19 protein-coding genes and 1 tRNA gene are annotated in these 19,517 nt (G+C 35.1%); 6 read left to right on the top strand and 14 right to left on the bottom strand.

The features are described 5' to 3' along the window. The first annotated feature begins 206 nt into the window (after positions 1–206). On the top strand, positions 207–1,880 hold the full coding sequence (locus tag ACE94K_RS01815) for an alpha/beta fold hydrolase (RefSeq protein ID WP_378179110.1): 1,674 nt from the start codon (positions 207–209) through the stop codon (positions 1,878–1,880). Between the two features lie 102 nt (positions 1,881–1,982). On the opposite strand, the gene ACE94K_RS01810 is transcribed toward ACE94K_RS01815, so the two are convergent. The 3 genes from ACE94K_RS01810 to ACE94K_RS01800 form a co-directional block, all read right to left on the bottom strand. Next, positions 1,983–2,064 (bottom strand) — tRNA-Leu (locus tag ACE94K_RS01810). Between the two features lie 107 nt (positions 2,065–2,171). After that, positions 2,172–2,669 (bottom strand): hypothetical protein, encoded by a 498-nt coding sequence (locus tag ACE94K_RS01805; protein ID WP_378179107.1) that lies wholly within the window; start codon positions 2,667–2,669, stop codon positions 2,172–2,174. Beyond that, a complete protein-coding gene (locus ACE94K_RS01800) occupies positions 2,669–3,361 on the bottom strand; it encodes an aspartyl/asparaginyl beta-hydroxylase domain-containing protein (RefSeq protein ID WP_378179104.1) in 693 nt (230 codons plus the stop codon). Before ACE94K_RS01800 ends, ACE94K_RS01805 begins: the two co-directional genes overlap by 1 nt. A gap of 76 nt (positions 3,362–3,437) precedes the next feature. On the opposite strand from ACE94K_RS01800, the gene ACE94K_RS01795 reads away from it, so the two are divergent. The 4 genes from ACE94K_RS01795 (at position 3,438) to ACE94K_RS01780 (ending at position 8,912) form a co-directional block, all read left to right on the top strand. Then, on the top strand, positions 3,438–4,832 hold the full coding sequence (locus tag ACE94K_RS01795; RefSeq protein WP_378179101.1) for a dipeptidase: 1,395 nt from the start codon (positions 3,438–3,440) through the stop codon (positions 4,830–4,832). A 235-nt stretch (positions 4,833–5,067) separates the two neighbouring features. Then, positions 5,068–5,439 carry a BlaI/MecI/CopY family transcriptional regulator gene (locus ACE94K_RS01790; RefSeq protein ID WP_378179098.1) on the top strand — a complete coding sequence of 124 codons (372 nt, stop codon included), beginning with the start codon at positions 5,068–5,070 and terminating at the stop codon, positions 5,437–5,439. Further along, positions 5,436–7,682: a M56 family metallopeptidase gene (locus ACE94K_RS01785; protein ID WP_378179095.1), complete on the top strand. Its 2,247-nt coding sequence runs from the start codon at positions 5,436–5,438 to the stop codon at positions 7,680–7,682. Before ACE94K_RS01790 ends, ACE94K_RS01785 begins: the two co-directional genes overlap by 4 nt. A 129-nt stretch (positions 7,683–7,811) precedes the next feature. Beyond that, a complete protein-coding gene (locus ACE94K_RS01780) occupies positions 7,812–8,912 on the top strand; it encodes a DUF4407 domain-containing protein (protein WP_378179092.1) in 1,101 nt (366 codons plus the stop codon). Positions 8,913–8,961: 49 nt separating this feature from the next. Here ACE94K_RS01780 and ACE94K_RS01775 read toward each other — a convergent pair whose 3' ends face one another. From ACE94K_RS01775 to ACE94K_RS01755, 5 genes are read right to left on the bottom strand one after another with little or no spacing between them, the layout of a single operon-like run. Beyond that, positions 8,962–10,206 carry an NAD(P)/FAD-dependent oxidoreductase gene (locus tag ACE94K_RS01775; RefSeq protein ID WP_378179089.1) on the bottom strand — a complete coding sequence of 415 codons (1,245 nt, stop codon included), beginning with the start codon at positions 10,204–10,206 and terminating at the stop codon, positions 8,962–8,964. A gap of 28 nt (positions 10,207–10,234) precedes the next feature. After that, positions 10,235–10,597: a four helix bundle protein gene (locus ACE94K_RS01770; protein WP_378179086.1), complete on the bottom strand. Its 363-nt coding sequence runs from the start codon at positions 10,595–10,597 to the stop codon at positions 10,235–10,237. A 55-nt stretch (positions 10,598–10,652) separates the two neighbouring features. After that, complete coding sequence (locus ACE94K_RS01765) at positions 10,653–11,663, bottom strand: 4-hydroxyproline epimerase (protein ID WP_378179084.1); 1,011 nt, start codon at positions 11,661–11,663, stop codon at positions 10,653–10,655. Positions 11,664–11,665: 2 nt separating this feature from the next. Continuing rightward, complete coding sequence (locus ACE94K_RS01760; protein WP_378179082.1) at positions 11,666–13,249, bottom strand: aldehyde dehydrogenase (NADP(+)); 1,584 nt, start codon at positions 13,247–13,249, stop codon at positions 11,666–11,668. A gap of 34 nt (positions 13,250–13,283) precedes the next feature. Further along, on the bottom strand, positions 13,284–14,204 hold the full coding sequence (locus ACE94K_RS01755) for a dihydrodipicolinate synthase family protein (protein WP_378179079.1): 921 nt from the start codon (positions 14,202–14,204) through the stop codon (positions 13,284–13,286). A 138-nt stretch (positions 14,205–14,342) separates the two neighbouring features. On the opposite strand from ACE94K_RS01755, the gene ACE94K_RS01750 reads away from it, so the two are divergent. Beyond that, positions 14,343–15,203, top strand: coding sequence for a helix-turn-helix domain-containing protein (locus ACE94K_RS01750; protein ID WP_378179076.1), 861 nt, complete (start codon positions 14,343–14,345; stop codon positions 15,201–15,203). Here ACE94K_RS01750 and ACE94K_RS01745 read toward each other — a convergent pair. The 6 genes from ACE94K_RS01745 to ACE94K_RS01720 all read right to left on the bottom strand — a co-directional run bounded on the left by ACE94K_RS01745 (position 15,180) and on the right by ACE94K_RS01720 (position 19,516). Beyond that, the gene (locus tag ACE94K_RS01745) at positions 15,180–16,949 is read right to left on the bottom strand and encodes a DNA mismatch repair protein MutS (RefSeq protein WP_378179073.1); all 1,770 of its coding nucleotides are present in this window, start codon (positions 16,947–16,949) and stop codon (positions 15,180–15,182) included. The two genes, ACE94K_RS01750 and ACE94K_RS01745, sit on opposite strands and share 24 nt — an antisense overlap. A gap of 69 nt (positions 16,950–17,018) precedes the next feature. Further along, on the bottom strand, positions 17,019–17,375 hold the full coding sequence (locus ACE94K_RS01740) for an MmcQ/YjbR family DNA-binding protein (protein WP_378179070.1): 357 nt from the start codon (positions 17,373–17,375) through the stop codon (positions 17,019–17,021). 11 nt (positions 17,376–17,386) lie between these two features. Continuing rightward, positions 17,387–17,791 carry a GNAT family N-acetyltransferase gene (locus tag ACE94K_RS01735; protein ID WP_378179067.1) on the bottom strand — a complete coding sequence of 135 codons (405 nt, stop codon included), beginning with the start codon at positions 17,789–17,791 and terminating at the stop codon, positions 17,387–17,389. Between the two features lie 3 nt (positions 17,792–17,794). Further along, on the bottom strand, positions 17,795–18,409 hold the full coding sequence (locus ACE94K_RS01730; RefSeq protein WP_378179064.1) for a DUF4230 domain-containing protein: 615 nt from the start codon (positions 18,407–18,409) through the stop codon (positions 17,795–17,797). Between the two features lies 1 nt (position 18,410). After that, positions 18,411–18,767, bottom strand: coding sequence for a DUF4260 domain-containing protein (locus ACE94K_RS01725; protein WP_378179061.1), 357 nt, complete (start codon positions 18,765–18,767; stop codon positions 18,411–18,413). Continuing rightward, the gene (locus ACE94K_RS01720) at positions 18,767–19,516 is read right to left on the bottom strand and encodes a cyclase family protein (RefSeq protein ID WP_378179057.1); all 750 of its coding nucleotides are present in this window, start codon (positions 19,514–19,516) and stop codon (positions 18,767–18,769) included. The genes ACE94K_RS01725 and ACE94K_RS01720 overlap by 1 nt, the downstream gene beginning before the upstream one ends. Between the last annotated feature and the right edge of the window lies 1 nt (position 19,517).

Here is a 19,517-nt window from a genome sequence, read left to right as displayed (position 1 = left end):
GTTGTTTTCGGGGAAATCGAAAATAAACACAATTAAACACCTGAATATCAGTTTTTTAATTATAAGTTGTCTACATATTGTATACGCTTTTTTAACAATTTTGAAATCTCGGTATACACTTTGTAAGCCTCATTTTGACGTGTTTAGAGTTGTTGCTTTTTAGCTTTGCCGAAGTAAGTTTTATTAACCATTTTAAAACGACAAGAATGAAAAAACCGAAGACAGCATATGCAAAGAGTGGAGATGTAAATATAGCCTATCAGGTATTTGGTTCTGGACCAGTAGACTTGGTATACATTCCCGGATGGGTTTCTAATATAGATCTAATGTGGTCTTGTCCAGAATTGGTTAATTTCTTCGAAGAATTAGGAAAATTTGCCAGAGTGATTCTTTTTGATAAAAGAGGAACAGGGTTGTCGGATAGAGTGGTAGAATTCGCAACACTCGAAGAGCGTATGGAAGATATCACAGCGGTAATGGATGCTGCAGGATCAGAAAAAGCGATTCTATTTGGACATTCTGAAGGTGGTAGCGTATCTGCATTATTTAGTGCAACGTATCCTGATCGGGTCATTTCGTTAATTGCCTTTGGGATCTTTGCCAAACGAAGATACTCAGAAGAGTATCCATGGGCACCCACAGACCAAGAGCGTCAGCAGATATATGATTTGATAGAGAATGAGTGGGGAAGTGGCGCTATGAAGCTGGAGTCTTTGGCTCCGTCTAAAGCAAATGATAAAGTGTTTATGGACTGGTTAGCAAATTATTTTAGGTCCGGAGCAAGTCCCAGAGCAGCTATGGTGTTGACCAAAATGAATACCCAAGTGGATATTATAGACATCCTAGGATTGATAAAAGTACCTACTTTATTGTTACAAAGAGTAGACGATATTGATGTAAAGATTGAAGAAGGAAGGTTTATTGCAGATCGTATTCCTGATTCAAAACTAATAGAGTTAGAAGGTAATGATCATTTATTCTGGGCAGGGGATACTCAAAAAGTATTAGAAGAGATAAAGTCGTTTGTTGATACCATAAAAATTGCTTCTCAACCTGTCTATGAAAGAAAGCTGTATACTTTTGTAGTAGGTCATTTAAAAGCAGCTGAAGCTTATCAATATTCCGTTCAAAATTTAGTTAAGAAGTTAGCAAATAAGTATAAAGGTAATTTAGTTATTGATACTAAAAAGTCGTTTACAATAACTTTTGAAGGACCGAGTAAGGCAATGTACTGCAGTACAGAACTTGTAGAGGCTGTTCAAAGCTTTAATGCTCAGGTTTCAATTGGTATTGATATTAAGGAATGTTCTGTGGTGGATTGTATTTGCGAAGAAACGGAAGATTTTGAGAAGCTGATAGCTAACCAATCAAATCCAAATCAGATTATACTTACACAAACAGTAAAAAACCTATTAATAGGTGTCGATATTGATTTTACACCAAACAAATCAGTATATAAAACAGAATTAGGAACTTCTATGCTTTTGTATACTGCTGCTAAAAAAGCAACATCAGAAATAATAACAATTACTAAAGATATACCCCAAATAAAAAATCCTATTGAAGATTCCTTTTTACAAATGGTGATTCAAAACATAAACAATCATTTAAGCAATGATTATTATGGGGTAAATATACTTTGTAGAGAGATAGGTGTAAGTGAGCGACAACTACAGCGAAAACTGAAAGCAATTACAAATAAATCTCCAAATCAATTGATTTCATCGATTCGCTTACATAAAGCCAAAGAACTGCTCATGAGCAAAGAGAGTACCGTGGCAGAAATTGCTTTTCAAACAGGGTTTTCTAGTCCTTCTTATTTTTCAAAATGTTTCAAAAAAGAATTCGCAGTAAGCCCTTCAGATTTAGTATATGAATAAGGATTTTTGTAATCAGTTACGAGCTAACAAAGTTTGGGAAACAAAAAAGCTTCTCTGTTAAGAGAAGCTTTTCATTCGGCTTGCACTGAGCTTGCCGAAGTGTGCGGGCGGGGAGACTCGAACTCCCACACCTCGCGGCACTAGATCCTAAGTCTAGCGTGTCTACCAATTCCACCACGCCCGCATTAAAACCTTTACAAAACTTAGGACTATTTGCAAAAGCGAGTGCAAATATACATAATATGTATAAAACTCAAAGAACTTAGATTATTTTTTTACAAAAAAAATGAATTACTCCCGAAGCCATTTTTTCATATGAGGAAAACTAGACTCTTCTGTATCTAAATAGGTGAGTCCCATCCATTGTAATAAGGGTAGCCCTATATAAACTTGATTACGATATTGATTAAGAATCCAATCACTTTCTCCTTTATATCCATCCGGATGAAAAACTATTTCAGCGGCTAAACCCATTTCCAAAATGGCGGCATAGGACCATAGCATAGCGGCTAATTCTTCTCCCTCTTTCGTTGTATTATTTTCAGTCACATTGTTATTCAGATGTATTCTTTCTTCGGGTATTGAAACGGCAATATGTCCGGCTTCGTGAAGAATGTCTCCTGGATGTGTAAGCTTATTCGCATCAACTAATATTGTACCCTTTTCAATTTTTATACCAGGCAAAAAAGTCTCAGTAGGTATTTCAGAAAACTGAATAGGAATTGGCAAAGACTCAAGAAATTGGAAAATTTTCTTTATAATATCTTCTTTTATTACACCTTCTCTCATTAGGATCTTGATCTTAATGAGAGAAGTATTTCTTTAGAAGCTTCCGTATTCATACGTTCTAATTCCTCAATCATCCTTAACGTAGTATTTTGATCATATTCTACAGTCCGTTTTTCGAATTCAAAATCATAACCGATTGTTGAAAATAATTGGTCAGACCATTCATTGCGGATACAATCCATAATCAAATGAATGCGATCTTCAGCTCCATTATTTTCCACTTTATGCGGTAAATTAAAATTTCCATACCAACATTCTCCTACTTGCATCGAAACTTTTTCATCATTGATATAAAAATGGACGTCTAAGTTTGTTGTAATTGGGATGTGTATTCTAAAGGTTCCGTCTTCATACCCCAAATTATGATCCGTATGTTCTTTTATCTTACTATTTGGCGAAAGGTTTAGTAAACGAATGGATTCCTTTTCACATCGAAAAGAATCAATAATTTCTTTGAAGTATGGGCAAGCATCTAATAAAGGAGTATTCTGAAACTTTTCTGAACCCGAAGCATGTGCGTAGATCTGATTAGGATCACCATTAAGTGATCTAAGCGCAATAGATTTCCAGGATCCTATATAATCTGATGTATTGTAATGAGGGCTGAATGTATGCGATGTACATACTTCTAAATCTTCCAAAAGAAGCTTTTCAGAGAATACAAAAGGAAGTTTAAGAAATGCATTTTTCATAAGATGTTAAGCTTGGTTCTAAAGGGATTAAATTACTGCATTTTTACTACTTTTAGACAAAATTAACTCAATCCAAATGCAAAATACTAAATCTTACGTTCAGGAACATAAAGATCGTTTTATTAACGAACTTGTTGAACTACTCAAAATACCATCTATTAGTGCAGACTCAGCATATGAAAAAGATGTTATCAAAACAGCTGATGAAGTCAAAAAAAGTCTGGAGAATGCGGGTTGTGACATTGTAGAAATATGCGAAACTCCCGGATATCCGATTGTGTATGGAGAAAAAATCATAAATCCTGATCTACCTACGGTTTTGGTATATGGTCATTATGATGTACAACCACCAGATCCAATTGACCTTTGGGATAGTCCTCCTTTTGAACCAGTCATCAAAAAAACAGAACTACATCCAGAAGGTGCAATTTTTGCTAGAGGTTCCTGTGATGATAAAGGTCAAATGTATATGCATGTCAAGGCAATGGAATTCATGACCAAAACAGATCAGCTTCCTTGTAATGTAAAATTTATGATAGAAGGAGAAGAAGAAGTAGGAAGCAATAGTCTAAGTTGGTTTGTAGAAAGAAATCAAGAGAAATTATCCAATGATGTTATCCTAATTAGCGATACGGGGATGATCGCTATAGATGTTCCGTCTATCACTACAGGATTAAGAGGATTAAGCTATGTAGAAGTTGAGGTTACTGGCCCAAATAGAGATTTGCATAGTGGGTTGTATGGAGGAGCCGTGGCTAATCCAATTAATATCCTGACTAAAATGATAGCCTCCTTACACGATGAGAATAATCATATTACGATTCCTGGTTTTTATGATAAAGTAGAAGAACTTTCTAAAGAAGAGCGTGCTGAAATGGCAAAAGCACCATTTTCTCTAGAAGCGTATAAAAAGTCATTAGATATTAAAGCGGTATACGGAGAAGAAGGGTATACAACTAATGAACGTAATTCTATTCGTCCTACACTGGATGTGAATGGCATTTGGGGCGGATATACCGGAGAAGGTGCCAAGACTGTGATTGCGAGTAAGGCGTATGCTAAAATTTCGATGCGTTTGGTGCCTAATCAGGATTGGAAAGAAATCACTGAGCTGTTCAAAAATCATTTCGAAAGTATTGCACCAGCAGCAGTAACGGTAAAAGTTACACCGCACCACGGTGGACAAGGATATGTAACACCAATAGATAGCATTGGGTACCAAGCAGCGAGCAAAGCTTATCAAGATACTTTTGGTAAAACTCCTATCCCTCAAAGAAGTGGAGGAAGTATTCCTATCGTTTCTTTATTCGAGAAAGAATTAAAAAGTAAAACCATTCTCATGGGATTCGGACTGGATAGTGATGCCATCCATTCGCCCAACGAGCATTTTGGTGTTTGGAACTACTTAAAAGGTATTGAAACGATTCCGTTATTTTATAAGTATTTCACGGAGCTGAATAAGAAAAATTAGGGCGTTACCTCAATTTTGATTGAGGTCGGGCTATCCGCTATATCTTATGTGTCAAGTACTCTGAGGTTCTCGAAGAGTACTTGACACATAAGGATGTCACTTCTATCCCTAACGCAAATAATATCACACAGACTTGTCAGGTTTTTTAAATTTGACAAGTCTTTTTTTATAGAAATATTTGGAATTATGATTTTTTATTCTACATTTGTAGAGTTAATTCTAATAATGTAGAGTAATGCAATTATCCAAAGCCGAAGAACAATTAATGAAATACCTCTGGAAACTAGAGAAAGCTTTTATGAAAGATTTACTAGATGCTTTTCCAGAGCCCAAGCCTGCTACTACTACTGTAGCTACTTTACTTAAAAGAATGACAGACAAAGGGTTTGTTGATTATACCTTATATGGAAAATCTAGAGAATATTTTCCTTTGATAAAAAAGACGGATTATTTTTCTAAACACGTAAATGGTTTGATCAAGAATTTTTTTAATGATTCTGCATCGCAGTTTGCATCTTTCTTTACTTCAGAAACGAACTTGTCGACATCAGAATTAGAAGAGCTTAAGAAGATTGTAGATCAGGAACTTTTAAAGAAACAAAAATGATAGCCTATATTATTAAATCATCACTTTGTTTAATGCTCTTATGGGCATTTTATAAGTTGCTTTTAGAAAAAGAGAATATCCATTTTATAAAACGGTTTTATCTTCTTTTTAGTCTGGGAATTTCATTCATTATCCCAATGATTACACTTACTTACGAAGTTGAGGTGATGGTTAGTCCAGAAATGATTTCAGAAAATACTATTCCGATGATAATGTCACCAGAAACCGTAGCGATAGTAGAACCTATCGATTATACCTCATTTATTCTTTGGAGTATATACGTAATGGGAGTTTTGGTGTTTGGTTTCCGATTCATCCAAAACATTACTGATATTTCTAAAAGAATTAGAACTAACGAACAATTGAAAGAGTCTTCACATATCAATGTATTGGTTTGCAGCGCTATAGTTCCACATACATTTCTCAGCTATATTTTTGTTCCTAAAAAGGATTTTCAGGATCATAATATTCCAGAAGAAGTATTACTTCATGAAAAAACTCACGTTTCCCAAAAACATACACTAGACATACTGTTTGTAGAGATACTGCAAGTAATCTTTTGGTTTAACCCAATCTTTATATTTATAAAACGATCAATAAAGTTAAACCACGAGTTTCTTGCGGATCAGAATGTATTGAAACAACGGTTTTCGATACAAAACTATGTTGATTTACTCCTTAATTATCCTAACAGCTCTAATCAAGCTATATTATCGAGTCCTATTAATTATTCATTAACTAAAAAACGATTACAGATGATGACAAAAGAGTTTTCTAAAAAAAGAGCGATGTTAAAGCTAATCACTTTAGCACCTATTTTATCACTATGCGTATTATTTTTTAATAACGAAATAGTGGCTAAAGAAGTAGAGCGACCAATGGAAGAAGTTATGTTTCCTGATATTGAAGAATTGAATACGCTCGAAAAATCTTCAATTATTGTTTTAAAAGATAAAGAAGAGAGCAGTTCCCTAAATCAAAAACAAAACAGTGTTCAAGAAGGGGTGACTAAGGAAATGGTAAAAGAATATAATGTCTGGGCAAAAGATTTACACGCTAAAATCAAAGGAAATAAACCGATTACCATTAGCGAGAGCGAGATTTATCGTATGATAAATATTTACAGGAACATGACTACTGAGCAGCGTAAAGGATCAGAGCAGTTCCCTGATATTCCACCGCCACCTCCTGTCCCAGAGGCACCAAAAGTAAAGAAAGGAGAAAAAAGTGATATTCCACCGCCACCTCCGCCACCAGAGGCTCCAAAAGTAAGCAAAGGAGAAAAAAGTGATATTCCACCACCACCTCCGCCACCTTCTAAGGCTCCTAAAGTTAAGAAAGGAGAGAAGAGTAATATTCCACCACCACCTCCACCTACAACGCCAAAAGGGAAAAATGGTACGGCAGAACAATCTAAAAAAGCTAAAAAGATTAAAACTAAAGATGGCTATGCAGAAATTCTTTTGTCAGAAAAAGAGGATTTGACAGAACAGGAAAAGGCAGAACTAAAAGAAAGAGTTCAAAATGAATTAGCGAGAGAGCGAGCAGAGGTTGAAAGGGTGCGTGCAGAAATTGAAAGGGAAAGAGTTCATCTGCAAAGAGAGGAGGCAATCGCTATGGTTGAAGAAATTAGACAAGAGCAAAAACAAGCTTCGCAACTGGCAATGCTCAATGCAGAAGAATCCAGACAAATTGCAGAAAAGGCGCGTGCAATTGCAATAGAAGCAGCAAGTAAGGTAAAAGATGATAATGGAGATCGTCAACAGGTGCTAGAAAATGCAAGAATAAGTAGAGAAGCAGCAGAAAAAGCTAGAGTTATGGCATTAATAGCATCTCGAGAAGCTCGGGCTAGATCCGAAAAAGAAATCAAAAAAGCCCAAAGTGAAGCGCTTAAAATAGAACGAGAGATTCGTAAAGCGGAGATGCAGGCAAGAAAAAAAGCCTTGGAGGCCGAAATGGAATCTAGAAAAGCAGTGAAAAAAGCCGAAATGCAAGCTCATAAAGCTCAAATGGAAGCAAGAAAAAGTGCTAGAGAAGCCGAAATGAGGGCTAGATTAGCATCTAGAAACCATTCTTCTGAAAAATTGATTGAAAGTATGGCTAAAAAAGATGCCGATTTTTATTACAACGGAAAAGAAATTTCGGCCAAAGAAGCACTTAAATTAGTAGAGGACTCTAATAACAACCTTTCCATCGATGCGTCTACAAAAAATGGGAAATCAAGAGTGAAACTTAAAGATTGATCGCAAGCTTTAGTGATTGATTAAATGTATTAATTGTTTAAAACCTCACCTCGGTGGGGTTTTTTGCGCAACATTTAGTTAGAAATCAACGTTATAAGTTTATTGTCGATCAAAAAACACCCTTAGATTATGTTAAAACGATTTTTTATAATGTGCTCTGGCGCAGATGCCGATATATTGGCAAATAGTTCCCAAGGAGAACAAAACAAGTATGCAGGTATCGGTGCAACGGTATTTTTTACAGCGCTTATGGCTTTTTTAGCAGCCAGTTATGCACTTTATACCGTATTTGATAATTATTTCACCGCCATTTTCTTTGGATTGGTATGGGGATTATTAATTTTTAATCTGGATAGATTTATTGTGTCTACCATAAAGAAAAAGGATAATTTTTTAGATGAATTTTTACAAGCATCTCCTAGAATTGTATTGGCTGTGATCATTGCGGTGGTTATCTCAAAACCATTAGAATTAAAGATTTTCGAGAAAGAAATCGATCAGGTACTTCTAGAACAAAAGAATGATTTGACATTAGCAAATCAAGAACAAATAGCAATACAATATACACCTATAGTAGAAGGTATTGATGAACAAATAGCGAGATTAAAAGAAGAGGTGAGTACTAAGGAAACAGCAGTAAATGAACTGTATGAAACCTATATTGCCGAAGCCGAAGGCAGAAAAGGAACTGAGATTGTAGGTAAGGGCCCTGTTTATAAAGAGAAAAGAGAAAAACATGATGCAATGCTGGCCGAACTGGTAGAGCTTAAGAAAACAAATGCCGAAAAGATCACAGATTTAGAAAAACAAAAAACCGAGCTTTCATCAGCTTATGAGAAACAAGTTGAGGCTTCTCAACCAATCATTGATAATTTTGACGGATTAATGGCGCGAGTAAACGCCCTTAATGAATTACCGTGGTTGCCTTCATTTTTTATCTTTTTATTGTTTTTGGCTATTGAAACTTCTCCTATTTTTGCTAAACTACTTTCTCCAAAAGGAGAATATGATTTTAAACTGGAAGATATAGAGGGAGAAGTAAGAACCTGGACTGCACAGAAGGCTGATCAACGCAAAATATTATTAACTACTGATCATACGATTAATGATAGAGTATACGGCGATATAGCAGAAGAAGATGAATTATATCAATACAAAAAGAAAATTGCAAGAGAGTTAATGCAGAAACAACAGGATGCTTTTTATAAGAGACAAACTGGAATTTTGTAAGTACTATTTATCATTCCGGCATAGGCCGGAGTGATAAACTAATGAGAAATTAAAACTTCCGATCAGGGTGGTAAACACCTAAATCCAATGATGGTTTTTTATCAGAAATAATTTCGGATACTAATTTTCCGGTAGAAGGTCCCATACTCCATCCTAACATTGCATGTCCTGTAGCAATGGTAAGATTTTTACATTTTTTTGATTTCCCGACGTAAGGCATCCCATCTGGAGACACAGGTCTCAGACCACAAGCAGCATCATTTTTTTCGGTCTCTGTAAGGGTAATATCCGGATAATAGTTATGAGTAGCTTTTGCTATTGCATCCACCCTTACTTTGTTGACTACGTGGTTGATTCCTGCAATTTCCATAGTTCCGGCAAAACGAGTAAATCCGTCCATCGGTGTAATCGCTACTTTGGCCTCTGCCAATATCGCCGGTATTGTAATTCCTAAGTCCCTTTTAGAATTAATTCGATATCCTTTTCCTGCTTCTAACAGTAGTCGAATCCCCAGTTTTTTACTTAATAATTTTGACCACGAACCGGCAGCCAGTACAAATTCATCTGCAATATAAGAATGAGAATTGCTGGCGACCGAAACGATTTTTTCATTGAGGACGGTAAAATCCTGTATTTTTTCATTTTTTATAAATGTTACTCCAGAAGACTGTAAATGATCTTTTATCTCTTCCATAAACGTTTGAGGTGTTGTATGTGCATCACATTCGTATAATACTGCTCCTTTAGCTTGTATTCGAGTGTTGGGTTCTAGTTGTTTTAGTTCGTTCATGGAAAGCTCTCTAACTGGTAATCCTTCTTTTCTGGCAATATCAGCAACGTTTACCTCTTCTTCTAGCATTTTTTCAGTTTGGCAAATCATAAGCAAACCTTTTTGCTCTAGCTGAAATTTAAAACTTTCTTGCCTTTTGATGTCATTATAAAGATCTCTTCCCAATAAGGTAATATCTTTGATCGCCGTAATACTGCGATTTACATTTTTGACAGAACACGATTTATTGAAAGCCCAAGACCATTGTAAGAAATCGATATCGAGTCTTGGTTTTATAAAAAGAGGACTACTTGGATTAAACATCCATTTGAGTCCTTTTTTCATAACTCCGGGCGCTGCCAATGGGATGATATGACTAGGAGTAATATATCCTGCATTGACATATGAGGCACCAAAATCCATAGAAGATTGATCTATGATCGTTACCTTATGACCTTCTTTCTGTAAAAAATATGCAGAACAAAGTCCGATGATTCCGCCTCCGATGATAACACAATTTTTCAATGTTTTAATGTATAAATGATAAAATGAATTAATTAAAGATCGTATTTTTTCTAGCTTTTGAAACTACTTTTAAAATTTCTTCGGCTTCCTTTATAAGCGGATTGATTACTTTTTCAGAAGCTAATCCTGAATCTTTTAGAACTTCTAACCAAAAGATGGTTTCATCAGCTTCTTCAGTAGTAATAGAAATTTTAACATAGAATTCTTTCTTTGACCGAGCAATACAAGATGCTCTGTAGTTTGCTGCAGTCGATGTAGCACTTTTTATGATTTGATAACCAATAACTTTGGTGGCTTCTGATTTATTTAGATTGTTATACAGCAAAATGATGTCTACGGATAATTTTTTAGTTCTATTCTTAAACTTTTTAATGAATTCTGCTTTCTCCATATATCATTTCTTGTATTGTATCATTCTTTCATTTTCACATTGTATCATTGATAACCTAGATAACCTGAAAACCATGCGCATAGGGATCGTCTATTTCATCAATAATAATAGTGTTGTATCCATATATCTTTGCCCAACCCTGAATACTGGGAATGATTGCTTTTTTGCCCATCAGCGCAGTCTCTTCTTCTATTCTTCCTATAAATTTAGAACCAATGAAACTTTCGTGGATAAATTCTTCTCCTTTTGTTAGTTTTCCTTTAGCATATAATTGTGCCATTCTTGCGGATGTTCCTGTTCCGCACGGTGAACGATCAATCGCTTTGTCTCCGTAAAAAACTGCGTTTCTTCCGGATGAACTAGGATCGATGGGATCTCCTGTCCAAAGGATATGACTCACATCTCTGATAGTTTTATTTTCTGGATGTATGAAATGATCAGGATATTTTTTATTGATTCTTTCTCGTATAACCTGCGCGTATTGGATTAATTTAGAAGCAGTAAAATCTTGTACTCCACTAAAGTTTTTCTGAGGATCTACAATCGCATAGTAATTACCCCCGTATGCGACATCAAAGGTAACTTCTCCAAGTTCAGGACAATCTACTGTTAGATATTCACTGGCTAAAAAAGACTTTACATTCTTTAATTTTACCCATTCTACTTTACCATCTTTTTGTAGATATTCGATTTCTACTAATCCGGCAGGAGCTTCCATTCTTATTTTTCCGGGGATCTTGGGTTGAATTAAACCTTCTTCGATTGCAATGGTAATGGTTCCGATAGTTCCGTGACCACACATAGGTAAACAACCGGATGTTTCTATAAATAAAATGGCAAAATCATTTTCTGACTGCTGAGGTTCAAATAGAAAGCTACCACTCATCATATCATGACCACGAGGTTCAAACATCAGCCCTGTTCGTATCCAATCATATTCTTTTAAGAAATGCTGTCGTTTTTCACTCATAGAATTTCCTTTGAGATCTGGGTGCCCCGTGGTTACAACTCTTACAGGATTGCCACAGGTATGAGCGTCTATACATTTAAAGGTCGTTCTGGACATGATCAAATTATATCAGTAGTAGGATTACCATTTACTAATCGGGATATTCCTAATGGATTCTCGTTTTTAAGTTCATCCGGTAATAAGAAATTTGGCCAACTTTGGTAACTAAAAGGTCGTACCCAACGTTTAATCGAATGAATTCCTACAGCGGTAAATCTGCTATCTGTTGATGCAGGATAAGGACCTCCATGTAGCATAGCAGGACAGACTTCTACTCCTGTTGGCACGCCATTATAAATAATTCTACCTACTCGGCTTTGAAGCGCGTCTATTACAGAAGTATACTTATTAATTTCTTCATCGTCTGCAAGAATAGTTCCGGTAAGCTGCCCTTCTAAATCACCCAGAATTGCTTCTAATTCGTTAATATTTTTGCACTGTACTACTAAAGAAAAAGGTCCAAATACTTCTTGGTGTAGTGTAGTGTTTTGCATAAATGTTTTTCCTTCTACAGTAGTCACTGCTTGTCTGGCGTAATTGACTGCCACATCATTTCCATACTCAGCAGTGATCTTCAATCCACTCTGTTGTGCCACTTGGGTTTTATTTTTCTCATAATTGCCACTGATATTAGGATGTAGCATACAAGACGGTTCTATTTTAACAATTTCATTAGAAAGAATGGTAATAAAGTTATCAAGAGCTTTTCCTTTGATTCCTAGGATCAAACCCGGATTGGTGCAAAATTGACCTGTTCCAAGTGTAATGGATTGGGCATATGTCTTAGCAAGACCTTCTCCTTTAGAAACTGTTGCTTTTGGCAAAAGAACCACCGGATTAATACTTCCCATTTCTGCAAAAACCGGAATCGGGTTAGGGCGTTGACTGGCTAAATCAAAAAGAGCTCGTCCTCCTTGAATACTTCCTGTAAACCCAACTGCCTTTATTTTAGGATGCTTAACTAATTGAACACCAACTTCTATTCCTGCACTGTTTAGGTTAGAAAATACACCGTTTGGCATTCCCGTTTTTTGCGCAGCTTTTATAATTGCAGAGGCAACAAGCTCTCCGGTTCCAGAATGCATAGGATGGGATTTTACAATTACCGGACATCCTGCTGCAAGCGCAGAGGTCGTATCTCCACCGGCGGTTGAGAACGCTAACGGAAAATTACTTGCACCAAAAACAACAACAGGACCTAAAGGAATCATCATTTTGCGAAGATCCTGTTTTGGAATGGGTTCCCTTTGTAGATCTGCAGTGTCGATTGTGGCTTCTACCCAAGAACCCTCTGCTACTAATTCTGCAAACATTCTTAATTGCCCAATTGTTCTGCCCCGTTCTCCTTTTGCTCTGCCTTCGGGCAATCCGGTTTCGGTGATATATGCTTCAATAAGAGTTTGATCTAAAGCTAAGATTTCATCAGCAATAGCATTTAGAAATGCCGCTTTTTTCACTCCCGATATTTTTTTGAAAGATTCGAATGCGTCAGAAGCTAATGATACCGCTTTGTTTATTTCTGCTGCTGTAGCCTCATAGAAAACAGTATTGTTTTCAATATTTAGTTTTGGATTAAAAGTTTTATAAGTTTTTGTTCCCTCAGAAGAAAGTTGATTTCCAATGTAGCTTTTACCAGTGATCATGGTGAATGGATTAGTGAGTTAGTTTTAAGATTGTTTAGTAAACTAAGGTTTTGTAATCTGGTAAAACAGGTCGTGTTTTTAGTCCATTTTCTATAATTTCCAAAACTTTTTTTCGTTCTTCTCCTATCAAAGGAAGTCTTGGTGCACGTACGTTTTCAGTTCCAATTCCGGTGGCAACTTCTGCCAGTTTAATGTTCTGTACTAATTTAGGGTTTATATCTAATTCTAGCAATGGTAAAAACCAACGATATATTGCTAGTGCTTCTTTAATTCTTCCTGCTTTTTGTAGTTCATAAATTGCAACCGTTTCTTCTGGAAAAGCACAAACTAACCCTGCTACCCATCCATCTGCTCCCATCAGTAAACTTTCTAATGCTAAAGTGTCAACTCCACAGAGGATTTTCAATCGATCTCCAAAACGATTTTTTATACGTGTAACATTAGAAATATCTCTAGTAGATTCTTTTACGGCCTGAATGTTATCTAATTCTAAAAGTTCATCGAACATATCTAAAGTTACTTCAATTTTATAATCCACCGGATTATTGTAGATCATAATAGGCAAGTCTGTGTTTTTAGCAATTTCCTTAAAATACGTCACCGTTTCTCTATCTCCTGCGTTGTAGCGCATCGGAGGAAGCATCATTAGTCCATTGGCTCCATCTTCTTGAGCTTTATGAACCGCTTCAATAGCACCTTTGGTACTTTGTTCTGCAATGTTAATTATCACCGGAACTCGATTTTTTGAAAGGCTTACAGTCGTTTTAACCAGCATACTTTTTTCGGTATTACTTAAAGTACTGGCTTCGCCTAAAGTGCCTCCAAGAATAATGCCGTGTACCCCAGCATGTATTTGAGCTTCGATATTTGTTGTAAACATTTCCAGATCTAAAGTGTCCTGATCTGTGAACTTTGTAGTAACCGCTGGCATAACGCCTTTCCAATCTATTGTCATTCCTTTTAATTTTAATTCAAATATATTGTCATTTTAAATGTGAGTATATCTAGAAATTATCTTATAGTAATACTATATTACCTCTTATTGTGTTTCTTTATTAAAATATGATTAATATTGAAGTATATATTGCTATAGATGAAAGTTTTACCCTTTAAAATACCTAAATCTTCTACAGATACGCTAATTGTTCAAGAAGATAATGAAATTGTCTTATATGATAAATTTCATCAACACGAGGAAATACAGATATCTATCATTATTTCAGGAGAAGGGAGCTTAATTGTAGGAGATACAATTACAGATTATAAGCCAAATGATATATTGGTTTTTGGAAGCAACGTTCCTCACGTTTTACAAAGTGCTGCTTCGGATTCTGAATCCTATATGATTTCACTTTTTTTTACTAGAGAATCTTTTGGGAATATGTTTTTTGATCTTCCTGAGTTTGAAGATTTTTCTAGTTTTTTTAAAAATTCCGCATATGGAATTAAGGTGCTTTCAAAAAAACAAAAACTAAAAAGAGAATTTCTTAAAATCGTTAAGAAAGAGGAAAGGTTAGACCGATTTACAGTTTTCCTCAAAATATTAAAACTACTAAAAACTGCTAAGATAGAAACGATATCTTCATTTATTTCAAAGAGAGCATATACGGACAATGAAGGAAAGCGTATGGCTACCGTTTTTCAGGCAGTGATGAATGAGTTTAACCGAGATTTTTCATTGAAAGAAGTAGCAGACTTGGCTAATATGACTCCAAATGCGTTTTGTCGTTATTTTAAACAACGTACAAATAAGACGTTTTTTCAGTTTTTAATCGAAGTTCGAATTGAGAATGTTTGTAGATTATTGTCAAAAGAAACGGAGATTACGATTTCTGAAGCTTCTTATAATAGTGGTTTCAAAAATTTATCCAATTTTAATCGAAAGTTTAAAGAAATAAAAGGGGTAACCCCTTCTGACTACAAAAAAAGGTTACACGATTCCCATTTTGTTTAATAGGAAAGAAGCATTCATATTTTGACAAATACCCGTTTTGAATTTATAATCAAAATATAATTCGTCGTTTAAAATTTGTGCATCAAAGAACCTGTTTTTCACCTGATCCAATTCTGAAGCTATTTCACATAAACTCAAATCGTGGGTTGCAATAATTCCTGTGGCTTTAGCCTGAACTAACTTCTCTACAAATTTGCGAGATCCTTCCGCCTTATCTTTACTGTTTGTTCCTTTTAAAATTTCATCAAGAATGATAAAGTATTCATCTTTTTCTAATGCATCAACGATCCTTTTAAGCTGGGTTAATTCTGAAAAAAAGTAGGAAGCATCATCACTAAGTGAATCAGATGTTCTCATACTTGTGATCAATTTTATGGGGCGATAGGAACAAGATTTTGCACAAATAGGAAGTCCAATATTAGACATTACAATCTGTAATGCTACAGTTCTTAGAAATGTGCTTTTACCCGCCATATTTGCTCCGGTGATGATAAAAAATTCTTTTTGATTAATCTTGATATCATTATCCACCCTTTTCTCAGGTTGTAGCATAGGATGCCCTAATTGATCAGCCTGAAGAATAACATCTGCAGAGGTCAATTGTGGAAAGATATAATCAGGATTATTAAAAGCAAAATTACCCAAGGAATTATAGGCATCAAAAAATGCAATAACCTCAAACCACTGATCTACTTTACTTTGATGGGAGGTAATCCATTTTTCGATTCGATAACACTGGATAATATCCCAAAGAATAAGACCATTGGCAAAAATACCAAACATCATATTGTTACGTTGATCAAAGGCACTTAAAATGCTAGCAAACTGTTTCAGTATATCTGAAGCTTTTTCTTGGGTATTGATTACGTCTTGTTGTTTTTGTTGAAGCAGTGCAGATTCAAAATCACTGTTTTCAATCTTGTCTACCAATTTGTAATATTGTTCGAAGGTATCTTTGACTTTATTGGCCTCATTATATAAAATGTTAATTTTTTTAAGTTGTGATCCGGTGATGCCCAGACCAATAAAAAACCACAATAGAAAGACCTGAAAGGTAATAACTTCAAGAAATAATAAAACTAACATCACCGCAGAAATTGTTGAAACAATTGCAGGAAGCCATCTCATTATTTTAGGAACAAAAGGAGTATAATTTTGTAACCATTTTTGAATCGTAGACACAGGAACAGAAACGTGAACCAGAGAAGCTATAGCACTAAATTGTTGACGCCATGCAGGAAGTTTGGAAAGGTTTTGAACAGCTTTTTGTTTGCGCTCGATCATTAGGATATCATTACTTCTTAATAATGTCGCGAGTTTATTTTTACCGGCTGCTGTTGTGGTTCGGTTTATATACTGAAAGAAGGACCGATTTCCGAAAAGATCAATATCATGACTATATGGATGCGAAGGATCTATATATTCTCTACCACTTGATAGTTTACTATAATCCCCATTAAAAACATCGAGTTCCAGTTGGTTGAGGTCGATTAATTTCTGAAGTTTATTTCTGGCATAAAATAGATTGCTATGACGATTAATCATAATGATAAAAAGGATAATACCTATCACAATACTCCCAATAATAATTTGTGTATTTGGATATCCAAAGTAAATCCCTGCCGCAATGGCTAGAAATAAAAAAAGTCGAATGGTACTGGAAATAGCAAGTTGTTTTTTTATCTTTTTTAAAGATAGATGATGAAGATCAATTTGCGATATATAAAATTCTTGTGGGTTTTTCATTGTATTTTATAAAATAGAAACAAGGATAGAGAAAAGATGTACTTTGGTATATTCTATTTACTTTTAAAATTAAAGGTTTTCTAATTCTGTTTTTGCTTTTTTGGTTAAACCGCTTACTACTAGGTCATAAGAATGATCTATTAATTCACATAACATATCAGTAGCCAAACTACCCGAAAAGTTAACAGTATTCCAATGTTTTTTGCTCATATGATATCCGGGCTCGATTTCCGGATGGAATTCTCTTAGTTCAACAGCTTTGTCAGGATCACATTTCAAGTTGACACTAAAAGGAACTCTGTTCAATCCGGTTAATGCAAACATTTTGCTCATTACTTTAAAAACCAACGTTGTTTCATCAAACGGAAACTCTTCAGTAACTCCTTTTTTTGATAAACAATAGTCCCTAAAAGTTTCTATATCCATACTTTATATTATTATTGACTTATCTTTCCCATAATCATATTTGGATCGGGTAGCGCATCAAATCCAAATTGTTGATATAATCCATGAGCATCTGCGGTGGCTAGCATCCAACGTTTAATCCTTTGCAATTCGGGATGTTCTAAAATCGTTTTTATTAGTATCTTCGAATATCCTTTTCCTCTGTGTTTTTCTATTATAAAAACATCCATTAAGTATCCAAATACAGTATAATCAGTTAACACTCTGGCAAAACCAATCTGCTGCTCATTCAAATAAACGCCAAAATTAAAACAGTGTTCTATACTGGTTATCACTTCTTCTTTTGTTCTTCCTTTTGCCCAATACGTATTGGTGAGGAACTGATGAATAAAGTCAATATCTAACTTTGAGTTTTCTGTAGAAATGGTAATGCTCATAGTTTAATTTATAAGCTTTTGATCAAGATCATTGTTTAATTCTAAAGCAGAATAGTCTAATGACCAGCCAATAGATTCTGCAACGGTTTCCATCAGTGAAATGACCGTAAGCAGTTCTCTTCCTGCAGATTCTATTAACCCACTCTCAGGGATTTTATCAATGATAAATTGTTTAGCTTCTTGGTTTATATCGGTAAGATCGTTAGAGGTCATAGGATTTAACCAACCCTCTTGTTTATCATAATATTTAAAGTCTGTTTCTATGGTGAGTAATTTTGGTCTCGGAAACTGAGTCAAGATAATTCGCTTATTTTTAGTATCGCTTTCCAGTTTTATTTTAGAAAGATCAAACCCTACATGAGCTTTTGCGTCGATAAGTATCAAGGCTTTTTTCTTTCCTCTTATAGTTTTGAAAAATTTTTCTTTAACACTTTCATAATGATAAATCTCTGCAAAATCACCCTCTACCGTGACCAGCTTACAGACACTTCTTATTTTTTCCATTAAAATGGTAGATTGTGTTTGTATACCCGCTCTTTTTTTTGCGGCATTGAATCTTGCAAAAACAAAATACGCCAAAACAGAACCTATCAATAATCCAACAAATAACAACTCCATATTAATTCTTTTTACCTATTTCACCAAGGTGTGTAAATTTAAAACCTTTTTCATACTTCAAACCATATCCCAAAATTCTATCAAAGGCAGCATGCGAAAATAAAATAATTCCGCATAGTTGTATATGCTCATTTGATGCATATATTCCAACACAGTACAAGAAAAAAGCTAAACCTTTATGATGAAAAATGTTGTAGGTAAGCGCACCAATTTTCTTGTTCACAAGATATCCTAACATTCCTACATCCGGCACCAAAAATAATACTAGAAATAACCACCAGGAAAAAGATAGTAGGCTGAATAGATAAATTCCTAATCCCAACATCGCCAGTTCTTCTAGTTGCAAAGTCGCTTTCATTACTGGTTTACTATTTTATAGAGTATCGGTTTACTGGGAGACGCATCATTTTCAAAGGATGCAATCTGAAGATTTAGGATGTACATACCGTCTTCTACTTCGCTATTTACAAAAATCATTTCGGTAATAGTTGCTTCAAATCTTGGCGATTCTGGATAGTTCCAGAAAGCTTTATGAGCTACTAATTTACCATCGTCTTTTTCTTTATCTACAGATGGTAAATCAATTAAAAGGTGCTTAATACCGAGTTCTCGAATAAATAGTGCAGCTTTTTCAGAAAGATATGACCAATTGGTATGAGAATATTGCTTGTTTAATTTTTCAATGGTATTAGGAAGTGTTCTTATAATTAGAGCTTCTGGATTAGATTGTATAGCTTCTTGGATTATGTCTTTCGTAATAACAAAATCTTCTCCTTGTTTTTCAGGTTGAACACTAATAAGTTCAGCAGTAAAAAAGAATTGTTTTAATGTTTGATTAATACTGTAGAACTCTTTGGTGATATGCCCGACACATTCTGTGTGTGTTCCGTGTCCGTGTGGATTAAAGTAGATGTTATTAAAGTTTGTAGAAGCACCTTCAGAAACTTTTCCTATCCAATCTCCATCCGTAACCGGTTCAATTTTTGGAGCCGGAATATACCAGGCATTCACATTTTCATCGGTCGCTCTTAGTGGGATTGATATATCAAGAGGCTGAGATAGATCAACTTTATATGTAACGTTTTTATAATGTATACTAGTAATCATT

It is taken from the genome of Aquimarina besae (assembly GCF_042434905.1).
Lineage (GTDB): Bacteria > Bacteroidota > Bacteroidia > Flavobacteriales > Flavobacteriaceae > Aquimarina.
Note: the sequence above shows the minus strand (reverse complement) of the source record. Positions and strands in the feature narration are given on the sequence as shown.